Source organism: Halonotius sp. GCM10025705 (assembly GCF_042662885.1).
GTDB classification, from domain to species: Archaea; Halobacteriota; Halobacteria; order Halobacteriales; family Haloferacaceae; genus Halonotius; species Halonotius aquaticus.
This window is the reverse complement of the sequence record NZ_JBHSZD010000003.1, coordinates 44316-66682: the sequence shown is the minus strand read 5'-3', so window position 1 is coordinate 66682 and position 22367 is coordinate 44316. Positions and strand designations below refer to the sequence as shown.

Annotated in this window: 16 protein-coding genes and 3 pseudogenes; 7 read left to right on the top strand and 12 right to left on the bottom strand. The window is 53.9% G+C overall.

All coding sequences use genetic code 11. The annotated features are described in order from the left end of the window. Positions 1-28: 28 nt before the first annotated feature. Together ACFQJB_RS14650 and ACFQJB_RS14645 are read right to left on the bottom strand one after the other, a co-directional pair. Positions 29-472, bottom strand: coding sequence for a chemotaxis protein CheW (locus tag ACFQJB_RS14650; RefSeq protein ID WP_379728580.1), 444 nt, complete (start codon positions 470-472; stop codon positions 29-31). A 9-nt stretch (positions 473-481) separates the two neighbouring features. Next, positions 482-1429 (bottom strand): methyl-accepting chemotaxis protein, encoded by a 948-nt coding sequence (locus ACFQJB_RS14645; protein ID WP_379728578.1) that lies wholly within the window; start codon positions 1427-1429, stop codon positions 482-484. A 1087-nt stretch (positions 1430-2516) separates the two neighbouring features. Between ACFQJB_RS14645 and ACFQJB_RS14640 the strand changes: the two genes are divergently transcribed. Continuing rightward, positions 2517-3563 (top strand): PAS domain-containing sensor histidine kinase, encoded by a 1047-nt coding sequence (locus ACFQJB_RS14640; RefSeq protein ID WP_379728576.1) that lies wholly within the window; start codon positions 2517-2519, stop codon positions 3561-3563. 356 nt (positions 3564-3919) lie between these two features. Here the strand turns inward: ACFQJB_RS14640 and ACFQJB_RS14635 are convergent, their stop codons facing one another. Continuing rightward, positions 3920-5050, bottom strand: a complete 1131-nt coding sequence (locus ACFQJB_RS14635; protein ID WP_379728574.1) for a tyrosine-type recombinase/integrase — start codon at positions 5048-5050, stop codon at positions 3920-3922. Positions 5051-5860: 810 nt separating this feature from the next. On the opposite strand from ACFQJB_RS14635, the gene ACFQJB_RS14630 reads away from it, so the two are divergent. The 4 genes from ACFQJB_RS14630 (at position 5861) to ACFQJB_RS14615 (ending at position 8670) form a co-directional block, all read left to right on the top strand. Then, positions 5861-6430, top strand: coding sequence for a hypothetical protein (locus tag ACFQJB_RS14630; protein WP_379728572.1), 570 nt, complete (start codon positions 5861-5863; stop codon positions 6428-6430). A gap of 1 nt (position 6431) precedes the next feature. Further along, positions 6432-7016, top strand: a complete 585-nt coding sequence (locus ACFQJB_RS14625) for a hypothetical protein (RefSeq protein WP_379728570.1) — start codon at positions 6432-6434, stop codon at positions 7014-7016. Next, positions 7013-8410: a ThiF family adenylyltransferase gene (locus tag ACFQJB_RS14620; RefSeq protein ID WP_379728568.1), complete on the top strand. Its 1398-nt coding sequence runs from the start codon at positions 7013-7015 to the stop codon at positions 8408-8410. Before ACFQJB_RS14625 ends, ACFQJB_RS14620 begins: the two co-directional genes overlap by 4 nt. Before the next feature lie 113 nt (positions 8411-8523). After that, positions 8524-8670: a hypothetical protein gene (locus ACFQJB_RS14615; RefSeq protein ID WP_379728566.1), complete on the top strand. Its 147-nt coding sequence runs from the start codon at positions 8524-8526 to the stop codon at positions 8668-8670. A gap of 81 nt (positions 8671-8751) precedes the next feature. Here ACFQJB_RS14615 and ACFQJB_RS14610 read toward each other — a convergent pair whose 3' ends face one another. The 7 genes and pseudogenes from ACFQJB_RS14610 to ACFQJB_RS14580 all read right to left on the bottom strand — a co-directional run bounded on the left by ACFQJB_RS14610 (position 8752) and on the right by ACFQJB_RS14580 (position 14438). Further along, complete coding sequence (locus ACFQJB_RS14610; RefSeq protein WP_379728564.1) at positions 8752-9534, bottom strand: hypothetical protein; 783 nt, start codon at positions 9532-9534, stop codon at positions 8752-8754. A 349-nt stretch (positions 9535-9883) separates the two neighbouring features. Next, complete coding sequence (locus tag ACFQJB_RS14605) at positions 9884-10240, bottom strand: hypothetical protein (protein ID WP_379728562.1); 357 nt, start codon at positions 10238-10240, stop codon at positions 9884-9886. A gap of 90 nt (positions 10241-10330) precedes the next feature. Next, positions 10331-10885: a hypothetical protein gene (locus ACFQJB_RS14600; RefSeq protein ID WP_379728560.1), complete on the bottom strand. Its 555-nt coding sequence runs from the start codon at positions 10883-10885 to the stop codon at positions 10331-10333. An 88-nt stretch (positions 10886-10973) separates the two neighbouring features. Continuing rightward, positions 10974-11408 carry an acyl-CoA dehydrogenase gene (locus tag ACFQJB_RS14595; protein WP_379728558.1) on the bottom strand — a complete coding sequence of 145 codons (435 nt, stop codon included), beginning with the start codon at positions 11406-11408 and terminating at the stop codon, positions 10974-10976. Continuing rightward, the gene (locus ACFQJB_RS14590) at positions 11405-12397 is read right to left on the bottom strand and encodes a ParA family protein (protein ID WP_379728556.1); all 993 of its coding nucleotides are present in this window, start codon (positions 12395-12397) and stop codon (positions 11405-11407) included. Before ACFQJB_RS14590 ends, ACFQJB_RS14595 begins: the two co-directional genes overlap by 4 nt. A gap of 225 nt (positions 12398-12622) precedes the next feature. After that, entirely contained in the window at positions 12623-13492 is an 870-nt protein-coding gene (locus tag ACFQJB_RS14585) for a hypothetical protein (RefSeq protein WP_379728554.1), read from the bottom strand. After that, positions 13489-14438 (bottom strand): annotated as a pseudogene (locus ACFQJB_RS14580) (MarR family transcriptional regulator). Before ACFQJB_RS14580 ends, ACFQJB_RS14585 begins: the two are co-directional and overlap by 4 nt. A gap of 56 nt (positions 14439-14494) precedes the next feature. Here ACFQJB_RS14580 and ACFQJB_RS14575 point away from each other — a divergent pair. Together ACFQJB_RS14575 and ACFQJB_RS14570 are read left to right on the top strand one after the other, a co-directional pair. After that, a pseudogene (locus ACFQJB_RS14575) lies at positions 14495-14626 on the top strand (integrase core domain-containing protein); the annotation flags it as partial. A 71-nt stretch (positions 14627-14697) separates the two neighbouring features. Beyond that, the gene (locus ACFQJB_RS14570) at positions 14698-15372 is read left to right on the top strand and encodes a helix-turn-helix domain-containing protein (protein WP_379728552.1); all 675 of its coding nucleotides are present in this window, start codon (positions 14698-14700) and stop codon (positions 15370-15372) included. Between the two features lie 96 nt (positions 15373-15468). On the opposite strand, the gene ACFQJB_RS14565 is transcribed toward ACFQJB_RS14570, so the two are convergent. Together ACFQJB_RS14565 and ACFQJB_RS14560 are read right to left on the bottom strand one after the other, a co-directional pair. Continuing rightward, the gene (locus tag ACFQJB_RS14565) at positions 15469-19104 is read right to left on the bottom strand and encodes a UvrD-helicase domain-containing protein (RefSeq protein WP_379728550.1); all 3636 of its coding nucleotides are present in this window, start codon (positions 19102-19104) and stop codon (positions 15469-15471) included. Next, positions 19097-22284 (bottom strand): annotated as a pseudogene (locus ACFQJB_RS14560) (PD-(D/E)XK nuclease family protein). The gene ACFQJB_RS14565 and the pseudogene ACFQJB_RS14560 overlap by 8 nt, the downstream one beginning before the upstream one ends. Between the last annotated feature and the right edge of the window lie 83 nt (positions 22285-22367).

Sequence of the window (22367 nt, the reverse complement as noted above, 5' to 3'; positions counted from 1 at the left end):
TTCGATTAGTAGTCGATTCGTGGCTGTCTCAGGCGGTTAGCATGTTCGGATCCAACCACAGTGTGAAGCTGTCCTCGTTATCAGGTTTCAGGAAGCCTTGAAGGAACTCACTGTCAGTGACACTCTCCGTGTCAAGAGCATCTTTCGCCACCTCACTGACCTGCCGAACCTCAGAGACAAGCCAGCCGGTCGGTGATTCCGTTCCCAGTGCGTCGGAATCAAGCACAACGATTCGGTTTCGAGTCTTCCCACCGTCGGTCAGTAATGCCTCAGTATCAACATCCAAGAGGGTACTTGGGTCAAGGATTGTCGTTGTCTCTCCACGGAGATCGGTCACTCCCTCAACGTGAGACTCGGTGTTCGGCACCGACTGTACCGTCTCGTCATCGACAATCTCGGCAACGTACTCAATCGGGATACAGTACTCTTCTTCGCCAAGTGTGAACGTGAGCACCTGTGTAGTGTCGCTCATAGATTCACCTCAGTTCCGGGAACCATCGAAGTCCACGGTTGCATCTTCGCTAAAATCCTCAACAAGGTCGGCGATCTCAGTGACCTTGCTTGTCTGTTCTTGATTGGCTGCAGCAAGTTCCGTCATCTCGTCAGCCAGTATCCTGGCGTTGTCGTTGGCGTCGTCGGTCATCGCAGCGATCTCCTCAGTGCTGGCAGCCTGCTCATCGGTTGCATCGGCAACTTCTTCGATCCCATCGTTGATTTCTCCGACCGCGGCACCGATATCATTGAGGCTGTCCAAAGCGATGTCAACTTTCCCGAGCCCATCGTCAATGCGTTCGTTGGCGCGGTCAATGCTCTCAACGGTCTCGTTGGTGTTGTTCTTGATTCGGTTCGCCATCTCTTCGATATCGACGGCTTGCTCTTGGGTCTCCTCAGCAAGGGTTTTGATCTCATCAGCAACAACCGCAAAGCCGTCACCCGCATCACCAGCGCGAGCAGCCTCAATTGAAGCGTTCAGTGCGAGTAAGTTTGTCTGCTCTGCAATCTCTTGAATGACCGTCACCACATCATCGATCTCGTCGACACGATCACGGAGGGCCGAAACATCGTCAGCGACCTCACCAGCTGCCTCGTCAACTGCATCCATCGCCTCAATTGCATCGTTCGCCGCATCCTGGCTGTCCTCAGCCAACTCACGGGCTTTCCGACTCTCTGAACGAACCTGATCCGCGCTAGAGGCAATCTCCTCAATAGTGGCTGAGAGATCTGATGCCTCGTTGGAGACCTCCGCCATGTTGTCAGCCTGCTCGGCGGCGACACCATTGATCTCCTCTGTACTCTCTGAGATCTGTGTAGCTGCCGAGGCGAGTTCTTGCGTTGACGCTTGTAATTCTTCGAGGCGGTCACGCTCGATAATAATTTTTTCAGCATCGTCAGCAGCAGCCGCCATGTCGCCAGCACCTTGCGGTGCCATCGTCCCCTGTCCATTCGTCTGTTGGGGGGCTGGCTGAGCTTCGACACCACCATCCGGTGCTACCGGTTCAGATGTCGGTGCCTGATTTGCGGATTGTGAACCGTGCCCGGTAGAAGAAGCAGTGTTTCTTCCGGATCCAGCTGCCGAAGAACTTTCTGTTGCAGTTTTGTTTTCCTTTTCTTCACTTTTCGACCCAATTGCATGCATTATCTGCTTTAGCATGAAAATACCTACTATCAGCAAGGGATATAAATGCTACTATAAAAACAACAATAGTGAAGGTTCAAACATAATAAGTTTACATATAGGTGTATTTACTCTATATCTTAGAAATAATGGCTACTCTCCCACTAAATAAACAACAATTTAACTTTTTTTATCTATAGGTTCTACAACAAACTATACGCGTGCTCCTGTGCGTGACAAAGTCAAAAACTTCATAATTTAGTCTTTTTAGTGTGTTATTGCTGTTTTTGTTTCTAATTACTTGGAGACAGTGAACAATTATTATAGAAATACGCATAAAACTTTTTACTATGGATTGAATTGTTGATTGTGACGACCAGACAAAACCCAACCTATGAGCGCAACTGTCAACACACGACGCATCAAAACCGATGCTGGTTCCCAACCGTCGCTCTCCAATCCTGAGAGTGAAACAACCCCTGAGCTATCACTTCCCGATTCAGCACCGCAGTCTGAGACAACAATTTTCCGAACGCCAGAAAGGGTTATTCGAATACAACCGATCCAGTCTAGCACAGCTGAATTTTGTCTCGTGATGTACCTCCTCGATACCGAGGTGACTGAGGATTTAACACCGGCTCATACGTCAAACTGGGACGACATAGAATACGATACTTCCCCGAATACAGTCAAGGCACTCCCAGATACAATTCACAATCAATACGGGGAGATCCTCGATAGCATCACAGAGCAGTGGGGACTCACTATTGTACGTCCAACTACTGGCGACGGAATCTGTCACCGTCGCCACGACGTTGGCACAGATGGTGTTGTCTCCTTCAAAACGCACCTCGGCTAACTCCTCTCCACTGGGGGAACTGTTCCAGTCACATCTCACCGTATGACATCACCACCAAACACGGACGCTTCCAATCGCTTCGAAACGTTGTTTGAACAGCTGAATGACCCAGTCGTCGAGTTCAAACTCGAAGATGGAGAGCCAATCATCGTTCAGACGAATGAAGCCTTCCGGGAGATGTTTTGCACTGTTGACTCTGTCGCCGGTCTCCCACTGAACGATCTTATCGTGCCCGCTGACCAGCGAGATGAAGCTATGGCTTTCGATAAGCGAACCGCTGACGACAAATCAAACAAGGAGATCATTGAACGAACAACTGCCACCGGGCGTCGAAAATTTCTCTACCGAGGGGTGCCGATTGGCAATGATCGAGGATTTGCAATTTATACTGATATCACCGACAAATATCAACAGAAACGACACCTCGATGTGCTTCAACGTGTCATCCGCCATAATCTCCGTAACGATGTGAACGTGATTAGTGGAGAGGTTGAACGAGCACTTGAGAAGGCTCAAACCGATCAAACACGTGAGGCTCTCGAAACGATCAAACGGAAGGCCAATGGGCTAACTCAACTCTGTACCGAAGCACAAACGATTCGCAAAGTCCTGGATACATCCACGAAAGTAGAACCTACACCAATTAAACCAATATTTGAGGATGTCTCTGCGGATTGCCGGCGGCGGTTCAACAATATTTCAATTACTGTTGATTGTTCAAACGACCTTACAGTGTACGGCGATCATCGTCTCCGAATCCTTATTGAGAGTCTCACAGATAATGCTATTCGACACAATACCTCTTCTTCACCACGAAAAGTGTCACTCAGCGCGGAAGTCAATCAAGAAGGATTCGTTGACCTCACTGTCGCAGACAACGGGCCAGGAATTCCCAAAACCGAACAGCAGGTGATCACCGATGAGGGCGAGATCTCACCGCTCAGTCACGGAAGTGGGCTTGGGCTCTGGCTTGTCAAATGGCTCACTGAAGAGTACAGGGGAACACTGGAGATTGAATCAGCCACCTGCGATGGGAGTATCGTGTGTATCCAACTTCCTAAGGCTGGTAACGAACAAAATAACGACTGATGATGGATATCCGAGACTAGGGATCAATCTGTGATCCAATATACGAATTCCATATCAACCTATGGGGTCTGCGTCATCTCTTGCAAGATACGCGCTGTGCATCTCGCACTGCCCATCCTGATGGAAATCCGATAAACTTGTTTCACTAACTTCGGCAAGAGCCGAGTTGAAATCAACCGACATCAATGTTGACCCCACGGGTCTGATTCTCTCACCTCCGATTCAATTGCTACCCCTCTCTGCAAGTCTCGCTACTCAATAGAGCACTTGTGAGTACTTTTGCATCACTGCCTATCTCCCCATGCAATTCTTTTGGATTCAGCGACAGCGGTCATCAATGATATATCAAGAAGTTCTCAAGAGTCGGTGTTTTTGAAGGCTTCACTGGTGTCTTCTGCAAGCTCGGTCGCATCGATGTGAGAATACATCTTCGAGGTGGTAGCCGGATCATTGTGTCGGAGGGCTCGCTGCGCGGCCGCCGCATCTAGTTCCCGATAAAGCGTCTCGCCGGCTCCTCGACGACCTCCATGCGGTTTCAGATACTCCCCGTCGATTTCGAGGTCTGCGTCCTCACAAATCCGCTTCATCACTTTTCGACCGCCGTTAGTCGACAGTGCTGGCGGTGTAGCCCCAAGGCTTCGACAATGATCTAGTAGACTCTGCTTGTCGTTTTCGGGCCGTTCCCACTTATCGGGGAGTGCAGAATGGATCGACGGGGCGTGGTTCGACGGGAATACCGGCCACTCTTCGTTGGGTGGGTCGACCACTCGCCGGAGCTGTCTAAGCGGTTGATGGGTCTGCTCAGGGAGCTGCACGGCTTCTCGCTGCTGATCCTTTCCGAGAACGGTCGCCCGGCTGGCCTCGATCTCGACATCCTTCCAGCGAAGGCCGGCGCGTCGATCATCGCGGGGATCCTGTAAAATCTCGCCGCCACGTACACCTGAATAGGCGAGCACATACGCGAGCGCGCGATCTCGAAGCGTTACAACCGCCTGCAGTCCCTTCTCGTCGACGGCATTGGCCGCCTGTTCGTCGACGTAGGCGAGCAGGTCTTCGCGATCCTCGGGAGACCAAAACTGCTGTGAGCCGCTGTCGCTCGTTGGGCGCTCCGGGAGCTCGTCTTTGACGATCCCTTTCTGAGCGGGGTTCTCGCGTATGTAGTCCCACTCGACGCACCAATCGAGGAACGCAGAAATGTAATCGAAGTAGGTCCACGCCGTCGACGCACTGATCCCGCCGTCCACGTCGGGGTTCTGACCAGCCGTGATTCGCTGCTGCAGATGTTCGGCGTATTTCGCCATTGTCCGCTTGTCGACGCCGGCGAGGTCGGTAGTCCCTCGGTCTGCAAGCCAACTGGTCCACTTCCGTAGTACGGATCGAAGGTTCGATTTGTAGTTCCCCGACTTCGTTCCCGACGATAGGAACTCGTTGACGGCGTCTTCGAGCGGCTGAGGGGTAGGGGAAGCGTCCTCGGTTCCGGGTTCCATCGTTAGTGCGTTGGGTACAGCGCGGGGGGACGTAAATCTAGTGTGTATTACGAGGCTAATATATAGTGATATTCCTCAAAGACTAAAACAACGAATCAGGCATTCTAAATTCTATTATCGGTGTTTTAGCATATATTCTTGTTTGTATAAACTTGATACCGCTATAGTAATAAATAAAAGAAAATGGCATATTCAGATCCGGATGACGATGTAGGTTTGTCAGACGATTCGCGCTACTATTTCGAGTGGAAATCACAAGAAAGCGTCGGGGTGACCGATACTCTTATTAACACCGCGTAATTATAATAGTATGCCTACGTAGCGGTGGGTGGTCTATTACTACCCACCATACTGCAACATTCAGTAGCTCTGCCTGCTGTTTTCACATAGGGTTCCACCGCTGTAAGGGTATATAAAATCTTATGGATGCGGGGTGAAAGTGAAATCGGAACCTCCCACCCCCGGTATTTATACTACTTGTCGTACATACATACATCATGTATGTGGTAAACAACAAATTTATAATGTACCACCAACAATCAACAACCGGGTTGGTTCCCACCGCTACGTAGGCCTCCTCCGAACTGCGCGCCGGGCGCAGCAGGAGGACAGCGGGAATTACCACGACCGCTGAGTGAGCTGGCTCTGCCAGCGAGGATCTCTTCGGCATGCTCGCACGCAGGCGAACCCCGACCATGGGATCAGAGTGACAAGTCTGTGTCGCCCCTTGGTCTTGCGTCCGTCAGAGCTGCGGGTGTCGCCTTGCGGTCGGCCCAACGTCGTCGGGTCAAAGACGACAGGACATCAACCATGACCGAAGAAACCGCTGACACGACCGAAGTTGCAGAGTTCGATGACCTCGCGGAATCTATCCAAGAGGCACAAGATATCATCGAGGCCCTTGAGGAGGATATTCCCGCGAGCGCGTTCGCCGACCTCGAGACCGTCGAAGACAATATCGAGGATCTCGAGGACGCCTTGGAACACGCCGAGGGCTCACTGCCCAATGGCATCGAAGGGGACGTTCAGGCTACGCAAGACGACATCAATGATCTTCAGGAAACCATCGCGACCAGCGGTGCTGACCCTGATCTCTTCCGCAAGATCGAGGATCTCGAGGACACTATCGAAACCGTCGAAGATCGCACCGTCAGCGCGCGCGATAAATACGGTGTCAAAGTCGATGGCGAGCCAGTCGAGTTCTTCAACGAGGCTTCCCCAACCGCCGAGACCATCCTCGCGCAGTTTAGCAAGAATACCGACGACGCGCTAGTCGAGGAGGGCACTGAGAATACCTACAGTGGCGAAGACGAGGTAGACCTCAGTGGCCCCGGTGTCGAACGGTTTAGCAGCGAACCTCGCACTCCGGGTAACGCCTGATATGGCCGTTGACGAAGACCAAACTCCCGCGGATGTGGCCGATGGGGACGGGCATGGGGGTAACTACAACGAATCCACCCCGACCCCGCCGGCCAAAGTCGCGGATGAGAAGCTGGATGGAGACTTCCAGGGAGCTGTACGGGCTCTCCAGCGCAAGCGAGACAGCTCGCACGGTCAACCGACCGTCGTCGACACCCACGGGAATCAGGCACTCATCTGGCTCGGTGAGTACGACCTCCACGCGTACAGCGAGCGGTGGGACGAACCTACTGCGGAGATCTACGTCCTCGTCGACCAGTCGTTCGACGAAAGTGACCCACACTGGGTAATCATGGCACCTGCCGTTACCGTCGACGGACGAGCTGACGGGGAGATCGGGTGCCGCAACGCGTTTGCTGAGCCAGATGAGGGCCATTACGACAAAGTCGAGATGGTCCTCGACGTTTCGGAAGAAGATAGCGGGATTGCGTTCAGCTGGCGTTGGTCGTCGATGAACCGCCAGCCAGAACGGATGCGAGACCTCGCAAACGCCCACAGTATCGTTCAGTACCTCCTTCGACTTGACGAGCCGGAGGATGAATCATGAGCGGCCGCGACGACGCACTTCCCGAGCTGTATTCTGTCGGGGATGCCAAGGAATTCCACCTCGCCATGACCCAAGAGGTCAAGCAGACGCTGTACGGTCACCTGCGGCCGAAGCACGCCGATCGGGAGCCAGAGGGGTCAGAGTACCAACCCGATCGCTACGAGCAAGGGGTGATTGCGACGATCACACGGAGTTCCGGTGACTCTCGGGTCACGTACATCGTCAATGATGTCATCCCGCCGGAAACTGACGACGATGTCCACATCCGAGATAGGAGCCTGAAGCTCAGTCCAGCGTACCGGGCCAGAGCGAAAAACGAAATCGAACATGATCCGCGGAAAGGCATCGCGTACTTCCACTCTCACCCAGGATGGAGCGCATATCCGTCTGGGCCCGATCTAAAGGCCGACCCGATGCGGCTCGAGTCCGACGCCGATCAGCTGGGGGCCGACCGACCGTTCGGTGCCGGAATCATTGCGAGCAAACCGCGTCGGGAAAGTGATGACCCAGAATGGAGCTTCCGTGCCTACGACTTCACTGTCGGTACGCCACCTGAGAAAACCGAGGCGACAGCAATCCGCGTCCTCGGTACCTCACCGGTCGAGAGCTTGCGAGACGGCCCATACCTCGAAAAACTCAATACTGCGTTCAGTGCTCAGGGGCCGGCCGGTTCCGGACTCGGGACAGGTACAGTTGCCCACGACAGTACACTCGAGTTGTGGGGAGAACGCGGACAAGCCCGTCTTAGCGGCATCCGCGTGGGGGTCGTCGGATGTGGCGGTGTTGGGTCGTTGCTCGCCGAACAGGTCGCCCGACTCGGTGTTGGCGGTGCCGTGTTCGTTGACTTCGACCACCTGAAAGAGGCAAACCTGAACCGAGCATACGGTGCCTCTCGCGATGACGCCAGGGCGAACGCTCGGAAGATTGAGATCGCACGCGCTGTTGCGGAAGAGGCCGCGACCGCTCCTGGCTTCCAAGCTCGAGCAATCCATGGGAGCGTCGTCGAAGGGGTAAACGATGACTACGCCGCCCTTGGAGGGCTCCTCGACTGCGACGTGATTCTGAACGCCGCCGACCCACACTGGGTGCAAAAGGTAATCGACCGACTGGCGTACGCCCACCTTATTCCCGTCATCTCAGGAGGCACCCACCTCCAAGTCGATGAGGAGACTGACGAACTTGCCTCGTCAGCCCGATCGACAGTAGAGACCGCTGGCCCAGGGTTAGCGTGCCTCAACTGCCTCGAGGCATGGAAACAGGGCGATCGAGAGGCCGGAGTCGTCCGAGACCGTCAGCCGCCGAAAGATCGAGCTGACCACGGGGGCTCTACGTCCAGCGGGAGCCCGGAGAAGCCGACGATGGGAGCGACGAGTTACGTGATCCAAGTGTCGTAACGACAAACGGGCTGGTTGCCTCACTGATGATGGAGCGATTCCAAGCTTTGGTCGTTGGAACATCTACGTCGACATTTGCGGGCCGTCAGATCTACCGGCCTGACTCGGGAGAGATGTCCTGGCTGACGGCGGACGACGATCGCCGTACCCGCTGCAAGGAGGATTGCGAGAAAGCCCAGACTGTCGGGCTTGGCGACTTCGTTGATCTCGATACGGGAGTCGATCACGACCTACGCGTCGAAAACCCAGACGCAGGCTGATCGAAACCGTCCCACCGGGAGGTATTGGAAGGCGGGGTGGGCCAACATGCAACCGCAACTCTCGAATAGGATTAATTTGTTTTAGCTTGTTTCGAACTCCTCTAAGCTATCTGAATCAGCTTCTTTGTGTTCAATGGTCGTCCGATCATCTCTTTTTCTTATCTCTGACTTACAAGATATGCGGTGGCATCGGTGCTTCACATAAAATGGCATTTGATCAGGTTTCCCCCACATATGGCGGTGGTCACTTGGTGGGATGCCCTCATCAACTAAATTGGGAGGTTCGTAGTCGTTCTCTACAGTTTCCTTATCTGCGACCAGAACTCTTTGTTCTGGATCAATTTTCTCAGTTAGAATATATGAATTCCCGTCGAAAACATCAGCTAGCCACCTTACCTCGAGGCCGCATCGGATACAACGGTACTCTCGCCCCTGATCAACGAACTCATGCCTACATGCGGGAATAAGATCTTTTCTAGTCCATCTACCCCCTTCGTAGGTGTGTTCATTGGATGTCTTCAACCCAGTTGGCTGATCGCTTAGCGGTGGTGGGGCATCACATTTCGGGCTATAAGCAGCAGTAGATTTCTTTCCCAAATCGAACTCCTCGAATAGGTTATCCATCAGAAACCTACCTCTATCGAAATCGGATTTGTCAGCCCAATATACGCTGATACCTTTTGACAAGTAGTCATGGGTTGTGGCTTCGATGTTTTTCTCAATATTTCTGTGTTGAACCTCGACTGCCAGCCCTTGGCCGAAGAGATCGTGCCTCTTCGTGAACCGCACCATAGCATCGGCATAACGGTTCGCCGGCGAGGTCTCCGTTTCAGAGATATTTATTTCCATCTCGACTTCTACCACATCGGCTATATCGGAGAATTCGATCCGGAGTGCCGAGACAGCCAGTGATTTCCATTTCTGATGGAGATCTGACTCTCCACCACTACAAGTGCCTGAATCCGACAAGTGATAGAAATGACGAGCTGAGCCGTTGGAAAACGGGCCACGTGGACGCATCCTTCCATTACACGTCGGACAAAACACATCGGTTCTATCTGGAATTTCCTCGGGGACTACGGTCTCGCCATTCAATTCACCAATAAACGGCATGTATACCGTATCAGAATTTGGTGAGGAGATTACTTAAATCCCAGATCAGTCCTTTCCTCACAGAAAAAGAGGATTTCAGAACCCATACCGGTTGTTTTAATCAATGTACAAGAGGATCACCTTCACCATTCTCTTCATCCTCTTCAGGTTCTTCTGGGATTTGCTGTTCGTCGGTGAAATAAGATCTCAACTGCGCCAAGAAAGCCCCAACTGTTGCAAATTGGGCAATCTGGACGGTGTCGAGATACCGGAGATCTTTCTCGTTGTTGTCTTGATCGAGACTGTAAACGTCTACAAAGTCACGGTCTGTGTTAGAGTATTGAATCCTAAGACCGTATATTTCAACGTACTCATCAGTGGCATAGATTCCTATGAGGAGGCTTCGGGCGCGCTTTCGCCAAAGTTGGTTTCGCTCTTCCTGTGATAACTCCTCGCCACTATCTCCATTTGTGGTCATAAAAACACGTTACCGGTATTGATACTTAAACCGTCAGAAGGTGAGAATCAATCGTCATGCCGATAATAAGCTACGATACTCCGGTTCTATTCAGTAATCTGTCTCAAGGTGGTCCTGCTCGGTCTCCCAAACTTCGCCACGTTGCATGAGCGACATCAATATATCCTCCGCCTCAGCCGGTTCAATACCAATATCGCTAACACGATCCAAGATATCCTCCATTGGAGCCCCCGCCTCATTATTTTGGGCGAGTATTTCAATTAGTACCTTTAGACGGCCTTCAATGGAATGTGGATCATCCCCCGAGTCATACGATGGGCCTTCGTACCCGATGCTTTCCCAATATTCCAACTTTTTCCGTAGCCACTCAGGATCTGAATATTCTTTTTGTAGAGGTAGATCATCTACCATCCACTGCATGATAGCTCGCATTACCCAGAGCAATGACAGAGTTTCCTCGTCAAGATCATCCGGATCTCGATCTGCAAAATGGACAAGTAGCACCTCAATCTGGTCAGTTGTTGGATCAGTAGTTTCCTCTAGATAATCGATGCACACATCGACGAACGAATCAATAATATACTCACTGTCTACCTGCGGTTGGTCTATTTCTCCCACAACATGATCGAGTAACATTCGGTTCATATGATACATCAAAGATGGTCTGTCCACTTAAATATCAAATTGATAAAGACTGAATAAGCGGCTCAATAGCGGTAGTAGGCGTGAAATATCAGCCGAAAGCTCCGTATCCTTCTTCCTCCATCAATTCAGCGACGCGCTCCGGATGTTTGTACGCCGCTAGCAGAGCAAACTCGCGAGCATCTGTCTTCGAGACTTCGTTGACATCGAGCTGTTCAGCGAGTTCATTTCGGAACGCACTCTCTTGATCGGCTACCTTGTCTCGAACATGGATTTCGAGGCGGGTATCGCGTTCGTCACCGACGTTGCTTCGCCGGACGAAGTATGGATACTGATCAGCTGAAGAGCTGGTTGTTGACTCGTCGATTGATTCCTCAGCTGGCTCAGTGGTCATTCGATCCGTTTCTGACTTCGTTGATTTTTGTCCACTGGACGTGGGGACTGCTTCGTCTGCTGTCTCAGATTCCGTGGACTCGTCGTCATCACCGAAATCGAGGTTCCCAGAACCCGATTTGAAATTGCTCATGTCGTCACCTCCGTTTTCTCATCCGCATCGATCTCGACTGTTCGCTCCCCATGATCCTGAATATCGAGTTTTAGTTCCGGATCGATCTCCGCATCGAATGTTTCGGTGGCAATGAACTGCGCTAGTTCATACAATCGCCGAAGCGTTGCAATCTCCCGATCTCGCACCCGTCGGTGGCCGGGTTCACTTACCATCTTACCGTCCTGTTCAAACGTTTTCCAGCGTTCCTCGACGACGCGGAATGCCGATCCTTTCGCTTCCCACATCGCATCCATCAGGCTCTCGCGATCAGCAATTGAAACTGGAGTATCGAACTGCTCTGTATTCTCGAACTGCTGTTGATACTGCTGGTGAGCGTTCGTTTGCCCAACACCTGATGGAACAACGCATGACAGGCCGATCTCGATATCTAACTCGTTCTCCATGTTCCCGACCAGTTCATCAAGTCCATCGAGGCTCAAATTCCCCTTTCCGGCTGGTTTGACTGGGGCAACAAGCGTTCGAAGAGCGAAGATAGCGTTGTAGAGCAGATCTTCTGCACGGGCGTTGGGATCGATCAGTATCGCGTCATACTGTTTGTGAAGCTCTTGTTTCTCCCAAAGGAGGTCGTGGAGAAGCTCGAAGCGAGGGTAGTCATCCCGGCTCATGTTTTTCATGCCGGTCTCATACGAGATCTTCTGTTCCAGATTGGACGTGAAATCACCGAGCATGTCGTGGCTCGGGATGATATCAACACCCTCCTCGGTTGGTTCGATGAGATCGCCGAAGTTCCCATCCGGCATATCGAGGATGTGTTTGACCAAGTTGTCGGCATCGGGATCGCTTCGCTGGGTGCCAGCATCGAAGAGACTCGTGAGATTGCCCTCCTGAGGATCCAAATCGATCATCAAGGTATCGAGTCCCATTCGTTCTAAGGCGACGCCAACGTTGGCCGTCATCGTCGTTTTGTACGTCCCGCCCGATTCAGAGTAAACCACGACCGTGATCATAATAGGCTATTATACAACAACAGACATAAATCTGTGTCAGACATCTGTGACAGCTATCTGTAATAGGTATCTGTAACATACGTCTGTAACACACATACATAACAGAATTTCGTCTATGATAGCCGTCACAAGTAGATGTTATAGATGCCAGTAGATGATCCTCAAAGAGAGACACCTAACTACTAACCAACAGAGAAAAGCGCAGACATCAGTTGATTAGTTGGTTCAGGCAAGTCGAACGACCCCGCCGTCCCGCGTGAGGATTTGTTTCTTACACAACCGATTGATTGCGTCATTGATAGCGTCGGTACTACCTGAACCAAGTGCTCGGACATTCGAGCTCACCTGTTCTCTTATTGCTTCTATATCGTTGAGTCCATCGTCAATCGTCACCAGGACGGTGTATTCGATCTGAAACTCTGTCGCGAGCCTATCAATCTGATCAGCAAACGAATCTGGAAGTCCGGACAATGAGCTTACTGCCATCTCGACCGCGAACAAGGGGTGTGAACGATCGCGGATCTGTTGGGCTTCTGTCGCCCCAGTGTTGAACGGTCGCTGGGCCTCGATCTCGTCCAAAACTGTCTCGTAGTCTATCCCTCTTTGTGCGTATATCCGCATGTCTTCGAGATCTCGTTGACGACCACTGGCTATGTCACCGCCTGAAACGGCCTTCAGCAGAAACATATCCTCATCCGAGAGAGTAAACGCCGTGACGTGATTCCCTGTCCAGAACTGTTCAGCTCGGCGGCGCATCTGGTCAGTGAGCCACACTTTCCCCACGACTTGCTGTTCGAAGAGGTCGATCCGAAATCCTCGCTGCTGGTGTGCTAACTCGACTGTCGTACCGACTTCTTCGAAAGATTTTGTCGGTTCAGCAACGACTGTAAATCCCTCCTCGATAAGTGTTTGATAGACGTGTTCGAATTCGGTGACGACACCCAATGCGAGATCAATATCCTCTGTTTGGTCTTTCAACCCGTGTACTGTCATCGCAGATCCGCCCAAGAGATACACGTCGACGGAATCAGACAGCCACCTATCTAACTCTTCGAGGAATTCCCGAATCGCATCGTCGCCTTTGAATACCGTCATGCTACTCCGTACTGCTCTTTCAGAGCCGTAAACTCTGCATCACTCGGGAGGATAATCGATGTCTCCTCAGAGCTATCGGTCTCTTTCTCTAATCGTCGATACACCTCTCTTACTGGTGTCTCTAACCCGTACCACTTGGCGATCCTCATAAGTTGCTCTTGCTCGACCCGCTCCTTTTCGATCAACAGCATGGCATAGCTGACGCGTCGGGAACCACTATCGAGGACGAGCGTATGACAAACCAGATCAGCAGCGGAGAGCGTCTCTTCAGGCCCATACCAAAATGCAGGCTCGCCTGCAAGGAAGAACTGGAGGCCGTACTCTTCGAAGCGTCCGAGCCCTGTCATCCGCCAGTTGGAATCGTCTGTGAGCGCTGCTGTATCCTCCCAGTTTGAACGCGGATGAGAGCTCTGGATGGATCACACCACTCCACAGTTGCACTCGGAGCAACAGCCCGCGCTCGCGACCGGTGTTCGTGCAGTACTACTGCCCGCACAAACGTAAGAAGTGGCTCAAGGTCTTCGCTCAACGCGTACTCTGGGCCGGATGGCGATAGCATCGCTCGATTTTTCAGCGGGTTAAGGCTATTGTGGACGCTTTGCCGGGTGATATCGAGGCGGTCAGCAATATCGGCGACCCGACGTGATTCCTCAAGGAACCAGCATACTCTGAGTGTCGCCGGTGAGAGGAGATCGGCCCACTCTACATGGCCAAGTTCTGAGTGAAGTGTTCGGTATGCTTCAACGACCGGGTGATCGGTGACGCGAACGTACCGTTGGTTGTTGGGACCACGGCGTTCGATCAAGAGTCTGTCCTCTATCAGCTCATCAACGACCTCGTACAGATGAGGCTTCGAAAACTCGGTAGCGTTCGTGAGTTCGGCTACTGTTGTCTCACGGCCGGTCGTTAGCACGTCGACGACTGTGAGAGCAGCCTTAGTGAGCATCTTGGTTAATTTTATCCTTATTTCTATATATAGGTTTTTGGATTTAAATTTACATATTTCATTCCTTTTGGCGGGGCAATCAGTCGAGTGCTCGTCGCTGGTTACGTCGCTCCAGGCATTATTACAACCATGATCGGCCGCACCAAGCAGTAGATAATCGAACGCCAGTTGAGGAGATGCTCAACTAAACAATACCTCATTGCCAATCAAGTAATATAATCATATTTTTAATTATTACTGGATTATTGGTAACCATCAAATGTATGAGGTGCTCGACGACACGGCCGCGCAGGTCATCCTCGCTATCGAGAGTGGTGACTCCATCCGCCGTGTCGCACAACACCTTCACACGCCGTACGAGACGGTGAGACAGGCCGTGAACCGTCTCGAAGACGCAGGCTACATCAGTTATGATGATGGCCTCTCCGTCGTTGACGAGCGCGTGAGAGACGCCGCACGCGAGATCGTTGCTGCCAGCGCCGGAGTCAATCCGCCTTCGATTGAGGAGGCATACGTCATCCCGCAGTTTAGTGACTGGCCGTACGCGTTTACGCAGATCGACGCCGTATACGTGTGGACACAGGGCGGCTATCAAGTCAGTCGCAACCCCGATGACTACCCGTTGTTTTTGGCCGTCCACGAGCAAGACATCAACGCCTGGGAGACGTTTTTCGAGTCGTTCGACCTCCCCACTGCATCCGAACGACAGCCCCGAGACGAGCTGGATGGGTCGCTACAGATTGTCCTTGAGCCCCGCCCGTCACTTGACATCAATCAGGTCGAAGGCTACCCGGTGATCTCAAGAGCTGAGACGATCGAGTATATGCGTGAGAACTACGCCCAGTTCCAGTCGGGGCTGGCGATGCTCGAACGGATGTACGAAGACCTCGAACTCGGCGTCGCGTATGGTGAGACGGAACGGACACAGTCATGACCTTCAAGTGTATCTGACAGAGCAAATAACTAATTAGAGTGAGAATCTGTCGTGGCTACTCATCATCACGGACAACTGATTGTCAAGTAGTGATAACTAAATGACCAATTTTACCATCGACCGTAGTTCTGATTCAATCTCCACCATCTGATCCGACTCCCAATTGAACTGTTCCTCTACGCCCGCATCAGTAAACCGGAGTGAAGCTCGTACGTCACGATTTCGGTCATGTTGGAGGAGTGCGAGAGCGTAAGCGAGCATCTGCGGTCGATAGTGTTCGGCGAGTTCCTCCGATGTCGTAGCTGAGAGGTCGTTGGTCTTGTAGTCGATAATGTGGAATGCATCCGGCGTGACGAGCAGTCGATCTATATCGCCGACAATCCTCGACTCCCCAATTCGAGCGACAACAGAGTACTCATCATAGACAGCTTGGAGCTGGGCAGCGGCCTCAACCTGATCAACGAATTCAACCGCATCTACAGCGTGATTGACAGCGTCACGGAGGTCTGATTCCGTCGGCTCCTCACCAGCCATCCCACTCAGACGGCGGATCAGAGCAGGCCATTCGTCTCTCGGTGGCCGAAGTTCGTTGATCCGGTGGACGACCGTCCCAAATGTAGTGGGGCTCAACCCCACCGACTCCTCCTGCTGCGAATAACTATGGCCGTTTGTAGACGCTTCCGCTACTGCATTCACGAGCGTCGTGGCTGCGATCCGTTTCGCTGGCGATAGCGATGGTGGTGACGGAATTGAGATTTCCGGCGTTGAACCAACAGTGTCGTCGCCAGTGTGCCAGTTCACCGGGCGCGGCGGCTTGCGAACGGTGTAGCTGGCCCCATTAATCTCCCCGGACGCCTGGCCGTCCTGGATCGCCTCAGCAACGAGTTCGCCGTCGAGGAGGGCTGGCTGTAGCCAGTCACGCCACCGGTCGGCGTCATCAAAGGCTGCAGGCTCACCAAGTTCGATTGTACCACCCTCGTCGATGTTGATATCATGCGTGCCGCAGAGGAGTAGGTGATCTCGTGTTCGTGTACATGCAACGTAGAGAAGCCGTTTCGACTCTGCTCGTTCTTCGGGCCGTGACTGTCGGTCAGCGTACTCGTGGACAGCTGTCTTCTCAATCGAGAACGCATCGCCAGGACTCGGCCCACCGACCGCCGGCACCGGTGGCGCGTCTTCAGTACCGTCTACAAGACGTACGTACCCGTGGTCATCAACAGAGCGACCGAAATTGAGGTCGCTTCCAAGATCTGGGACTGTGACAATCGGGAACTCCAGACCTTTCGCGGAATGGATCGTCATGATCCGTACGCCTTTAGCGTCACCCGGAATATCAGCTTCACCCTCTCGGGGATCGATCTCGGCTTGTCGGTCAATGCGATGCAGCAACCCAGCCGCTGTGTGAACCCCGTTTTCACTCCATGTGCGAACCTGATCACGGAACTTCTCGACGTTTGCGACGGCCTGCTGACCGCGTTCATCAGCACTCACACTCGCCAGATATCCAGTATCGTCAATCACTCGGGACAGCAAGCGGTTCCACGGGAGAACGCCATTTTCCGCCGGCGTCGCGCAACCACTGAGCGTTCGCCACTTCGACAGGAGGCTGAATGCATCCTCTAATTGCGGATCGTCCGTCTCGGCGAGGGCGTCCCACACTGACTCTGCCTCTGCCACCACCGGTGCGAGGCGATCATCAGCGAACCCGAACAGCGGTGATCGAAGCACTCCATACAGAGAGACATCATCCTGTGGGTCACCGAGCACCCGAAGCAAGTTCGTTAGGGCCTGAACCTCAGGTGTATCGTAGAACCCGACACCGCCGACGACAGTGTAGGGGATATCGCACTCCTCAAGAGCTCGTTGATACCGGTCTAGATGAGTTCGCCGGCGGAGGAGGATCGCCGTATCATCGGGTGTGGCGTCCCGATGAGTACCAGTATCGGGGTCTTGAATTGTAGGCGGATCGTTGAATAAGTGGGTCAGTCGAGCAGCCAGTGCTTGGGACTCGGCTTCGATGGTGTGGTCAAGTGCGCCTTCGGCGACCGGATGATCATCGCCAAAAAGTTCCACTGCCGTATCGGCGTCGTCGGGTACAACGAGATACTCAACACTCCCAGTCAATCCCTCGATGTCTTCGACTCGGTCGCGTTGTGTGGTCAACTCCTGCGGTGGTGCTTCGTAGGGCTCGTGAGTTTCACCTTCCGGTTGGAAGAGGTGCTCGAAGAGTTCGTTCAGGAACGATAGCGGCTCGTCTAGCGTCCGGAAGTTCCCGGAGAGTTCGAGCGCAGTCGGACTTTCGGCCTCGCTGTCGGGAACGTCGTTGACGCCACGGTTTTCGTTAACAGTCTGGAGTTCAGCTCTTGCAGCCCCGAACGTCGTCACGTCGGCCCCACGGAATCCGTAGATACTCTGTTTCTCGTCGCCGACCAGGAACACGTTCGACGCTGTCTGCTCGTCGACGCCCGTTAGAAGCTTGACCAGCTCCCACTGACGCGGATCTGTGTCCTGAAACTCGTCGACCATCACGGCCGCAAACTGGTCTTGAAGCCGCTCCGTGACGACATCGTTGGCTCGCAAGAACTCAAGCGTCGTCTCGATAACGTCAGGAAAATCGAGCGTATCGCGGCTCTCCTTCTCGGCAGTGTAGGCTACGAGTACGTCGTCGAAGACCCGCATCAGAGCGAGTACGTAGTGAGCACTATTTGCTTCCAGTTCACCGGGCGTCGTCTCGACCGCCTCTGCGTGCGGCTCAACGGCTCCAATGAGGGTGTCGATAATGTCTTTCAGGTCGTCGTAGACAACATCGTACTCTCCCCAATCCTCCCGATCTCCGACGACATACCCAGAACTACTGTAGAGGCCGCCATTCTTCTTCTCACAGGCCTCGTAAAGCTCAAGGATTGCCCGTTGACAGTCGCGGGGATCGCTCTTCGACGGATCGTCAGGAAGTGTCGTCGCAACCTCTGTAATGGTCTGGTAGGCTCTGAAGCCGTCATCGTCAGCAATCGTGGCCTCCGGATCGAGACGGCCCGCGACCGTCCGTAGATGTTCGAGAAGTCCGTTTGCGTACAGCGTCTGTCGGGCATCGTCGACGTCGAGGTCACAGACGACTTCCCAGAGAACATCGACATAGTCATCGACCTCGGCATCACGCCACTCATTGAGGATCGCCTCACTTTGTGGCCGCTCATCGAGGAGTCCAGACAGTACTTCGACTAACTGGTCGCGACCCCAGAGTTGCGCCAGGAGTGCGACATTCTCATCGTCCTGATTCCGTTCAAGAAACTCGGTCACGACCTCACGTTGCAGTGTGGCAGCACCGTCTTCGTCGAGCACATCGAACCCAAGCGGCACCGGGGCTTCGACGGCCCGTTCTCGTAGGAGACGTGTACAGAACGCATGGATAGTGTGGACGTAGCCGTCCTCCAGATCGTCGAGAACCTCTCGCCACCGGTGGTAAGCCTCCGGTGAATCAACGTCTTCCAAACGGTCATACACCTCTTCTCGGACGCGCTCTGTCAGTTCGGCAGCGGCCTTTCGCGTGAAGGTGATCGTAACAATGTTCTCAGGCGTGAGCGACGGGTTGTCAGCCAGAATCGTCACATATCTCTCGGTTAGCGTCGTCGTCTTGCCAGTTCCAGCACCGGCGGTGATTGCGACATTCCGGCCTTGAACGAGTGCATCCTCCTGTTCCTCTGTGAGCTGAATCTTCTCTGTTTCCTCAGTCATCACTCATCACCGCCTCGATGTCCTGATCGTCGCGAACACGGAGTGGAACGTAGGCCGCCTCGTCGGTTCGAACCTCGTTGACGAACTCTCGCTTGCGATGGTGCCGAACATCACATGCTCGACGGTAGTCACAGTATCGGCAATTCGCACCCCGAGCTGACAGAAGTGTCGTGTGGAACCGTCCGTTGGCAATCGCATCGTCAATTTGCCCCAGCCACTCTGGAACGATATCATCCAGGAAGCGGCGAAGTTCGACCTCTGAATCGAATTTCGACTCGACGCCGCGTGGAACCTTGAGGTCGTTTGGGGGCCGCACCTGATAGTACGTCGCCGAGAGCGAACCCTGATCGAATAGATCACCGGTGACAACATCGGCCGCAGCGAGCAGATAGATCGGGAGCTGGAACTTCGTGCCGCCGGTGGTCTTCGTCATATACGGTGCTCGACCAGTCTTGTAGTCGTACAACGTGAGAGACGGTTGCTCACCTTCGCGGTTTACGTCAACACGGTCGATGTAACCCCGAATCGAGACGGTCGAACCATCCGGTCGCTCGACTGTGAATGGGCCAGCATCTGAGTCAGGGAGTCCCTCGCCGAACGGTGCCTCGAACAGATGTGGGCGGTCGGTATCGTCTCGTGAGAGTTCGTTGTCGAGGAACCTTGCGAATAAGCCCTGTTCTGGCGCATTGTGGGGGTTGCTGCCAGCCTCGTAGAGCCCACTCCCCTCGTCGCTGAGGCCCGCGAATAGCTCAGCTTTCCACCGTTCGTAGAACAGCCCGTCGTACTGGAAGTCAGCGTCATGGAGTTCCTCGACAGCTATATCGCTGAGGTGTGTCGCCAACGCATCTCGGTTAAATTTCGTTAGGTCGATACTCTCGTCGATATCGTCCTGCAGATCAGCGAAAAATCGTTCGAGGACATCGTGAACATATGATCCTGTTTCGAGGGGTGTAGGTGCGACCTCAACGTCGTCCGGATCTTCGATTCCGAGGACATTGTCAGCGTAGAATTTGAACCCACACTCGACGTATCGCTCAATCCGACTCGCACTGTAGGGTTCTCGTTCCGACGGGGGTATACTTTATCGACTGTTTCAGGTTCTAACACACCGTCGTGCTTGGAGAGGCCAGCTGTTCCTCTGTTGTCCGCACAGTGAAGTCCCCTATCCATGCGTTTGGTCTGGTCGGGGGAGAGGTCACCTCGGTCACCGGCGCGGCTGACTGCCGCACGCTTGTCAGCCGTAGCTGCGATGTGTCGCTGGAGATCTTCACGGGATCCAACGCGTTCATCGACGCCGGTTTCGGGTTCAATATCGGTTACGCGCTGAAGTTCGTCGAGGACTGGCGACCGGACGACGGCAGATTCCTCGTCGCCAGCCTCAGGCGTGGTGATCGTGAGCTGGTCAACGTTCGCGAGGAGCGTCGCGAAGAGATAGCGGCCACGGAGTCGCTCATCGCCGGTGTCGAACCGTGGGTGGGCGTCGGTCATCTCCTCGAAGAAGGCCGGGCGTTCCGGCGTTACTGGGAAGTGCTCGCTCGTCAGTCCCACAAGGAATACCTTCTCGAAGGAGCGTATCCGGGCGTCGAGCAGCCCCATCACTTCGACGCGGCCGCCAGCAGCGCGCTGTGGAACCCGTATCGGCACGCCATCGAAGGCACGTGTTAAGAGTGCTAACGGCGAAAGATCGGTACTGACTGACGCCAGCGACTCGAACGAGGTGAGAACCTCGTCTACGAGGTCGTAAGCCCGCTGTTCAACGGCTTGTTCGGCACCGGTGGCGTAGTTTTCTGTCGCCTCCTCCACATTAAACCGGTCATCAAGTAGTCGACGGAGCGTGTCGGTTGCGTCCTCAATGTCGCCTGTTCGGAGCGTCTTTAGCGTGGCCAGCAGCTCCTCGATCAGTGTCGCAGCCTGGTCGTCGACATCATCGAGCAGAGGTGACACAGAAACCGTGTCACGCCGGCGAGCAGCTGCGGTGACGGTGTTGGCTTGGTCGGTAGGTACGATGTCAACCAATGGATTCGCTAGCAGGGACGTGAGGTTCTCAGCGCGGGGATCAGATTCGGCGAGGTTCAAGAGATCATGAACCACGCTCCCGGTGAACGTCCGGTTCAGCTGTGAAGCAGCGGTCGTAACGTGCGGAATGTCGAACGTATCGAACGTATCCTCGACGTACCCCGAATAGGCCTCCGTTCCCGGGATGACGATAGCCAGGTCGTCGGGATCACGGCCATTTGCCAACTCCGTCCGGAGTTCGCGAGCGACGAAGCGAATCTCGCGCTCGGGCGTCGGGAGTTCATGCCACCGGAGGCCGTCTGGAGTAGAGATGGTGTCGGGCTCCGGGCGGTAGAGTGCCTCAGTGATTGTTCCGAAGGTCTGCCCCGATTCATCGAGGGGGTTGATTTCTATTGTCTCAAAATCCAGCGATTTGTAGACTTCCATAGCATCTTCCGCAACGGCGTCGACTCCGCTCCAACCATCCTGGTGGAGCGGCAGCAGTGCAATCATCGGAAGTTCGTCGACCAGACGTTCGATAAGGCAGCGTTCGATAGGTCGGAACTCATGATACCCCGAAAGGATAACGACATCAAGCTCTGGAGAGAGATCCGATAATGGCTGCTCTGCCGTCGCTACTGCGTCGAACATCTCGCCTCGGATACAGACCCACTCATCGACATATTCGGCATGGAGGCCCTGATAGTGGCGGTACGCGTCGACAGTAGCTGCTGCGATATGGTCATCGAGGGCTGAGCCCTCAAACTCCGTTGCAAGCGCGTCAGCGGTACCGACGCCGGCGTCGTCGAAGAGCGAGAAGCGGCTACTGAACGAATCCGCGAGAGCGGCCGAGGCGGGTTCGCCGGCGAGAGCACCATCTGTCTCGTCTGTCGATCTGTCGAGTGCGTATTCCGCCAGCCGGCGGTTCAGCTGCCCGGCGAGTGGCTGGACTGGGCCGTGGAGATGCTCATACCAATCCCGAACGACCGCATCTAGCGTCTCGGCACGAAGACGGAGGGGGTCGTGGGTCGCGGCCCAGCTATCCTCAACTTCGCTTCTACGAGCGTCATTTCTGGTGATATAAAGAACACTCCCTAAAGAATCAGTAGCAATGTCATCAGCCCGCTCGAATGCCTCCTGTTCTAATCTGGCATGTTTTGAGCCGGTGAGAAGCGTCGAATCCATCGAACACTCCCTACCAAGATATCGGTCTCACTTCACTCTTGGCGAGACTGACAGCTTAGGAGTGGCTTACCGAGAGCGGCCAA

Coding starts and splice junctions, on each gene's coding strand:
- ACFQJB_RS14565 (WP_379728550.1), bottom strand. CDS start 19,104: ATGACTGAGGAAACAGAGAAGATTCAGCTCACAGAGGAACAGGAGGAT.
- ACFQJB_RS14650 (WP_379728580.1), bottom strand. CDS start 472: ATGAGCGACACTACACAGGTGCTCACGTTCACACTTGGCGAAGAAGAG.
- ACFQJB_RS14605 (WP_379728562.1), bottom strand. CDS start 10,240: ATGACCACAAATGGAGATAGTGGCGAGGAGTTATCACAGGAAGAGCGA.
- ACFQJB_RS14615 (WP_379728566.1), top strand. CDS start 8,524: ATGTCCTGGCTGACGGCGGACGACGATCGCCGTACCCGCTGCAAGGAG.
- ACFQJB_RS14625 (WP_379728570.1), top strand. CDS start 6,432: ATGGCCGTTGACGAAGACCAAACTCCCGCGGATGTGGCCGATGGGGAC.
- ACFQJB_RS14570 (WP_379728552.1), top strand. CDS start 14,698: ATGTATGAGGTGCTCGACGACACGGCCGCGCAGGTCATCCTCGCTATC.
- ACFQJB_RS14635 (WP_379728574.1), bottom strand. CDS start 5,050: ATGGAACCCGGAACCGAGGACGCTTCCCCTACCCCTCAGCCGCTCGAA.
- ACFQJB_RS14585 (WP_379728554.1), bottom strand. CDS start 13,492: ATGACGGTATTCAAAGGCGACGATGCGATTCGGGAATTCCTCGAAGAG.
- ACFQJB_RS14640 (WP_379728576.1), top strand. CDS start 2,517: ATGACATCACCACCAAACACGGACGCTTCCAATCGCTTCGAAACGTTG.
- ACFQJB_RS14590 (WP_379728556.1), bottom strand. CDS start 12,397: ATGATCACGGTCGTGGTTTACTCTGAATCGGGCGGGACGTACAAAACG.
- ACFQJB_RS14595 (WP_379728558.1), bottom strand. CDS start 11,408: ATGAGCAATTTCAAATCGGGTTCTGGGAACCTCGATTTCGGTGATGAC.
- ACFQJB_RS14630 (WP_379728572.1), top strand. CDS start 5,861: ATGACCGAAGAAACCGCTGACACGACCGAAGTTGCAGAGTTCGATGAC.
- ACFQJB_RS14620 (WP_379728568.1), top strand. CDS start 7,013: ATGAGCGGCCGCGACGACGCACTTCCCGAGCTGTATTCTGTCGGGGAT.
- ACFQJB_RS14645 (WP_379728578.1), bottom strand. CDS start 1,429: ATGGCACCGCAAGGTGCTGGCGACATGGCGGCTGCTGCTGACGATGCT.
- ACFQJB_RS14600 (WP_379728560.1), bottom strand. CDS start 10,885: ATGAACCGAATGTTACTCGATCATGTTGTGGGAGAAATAGACCAACCG.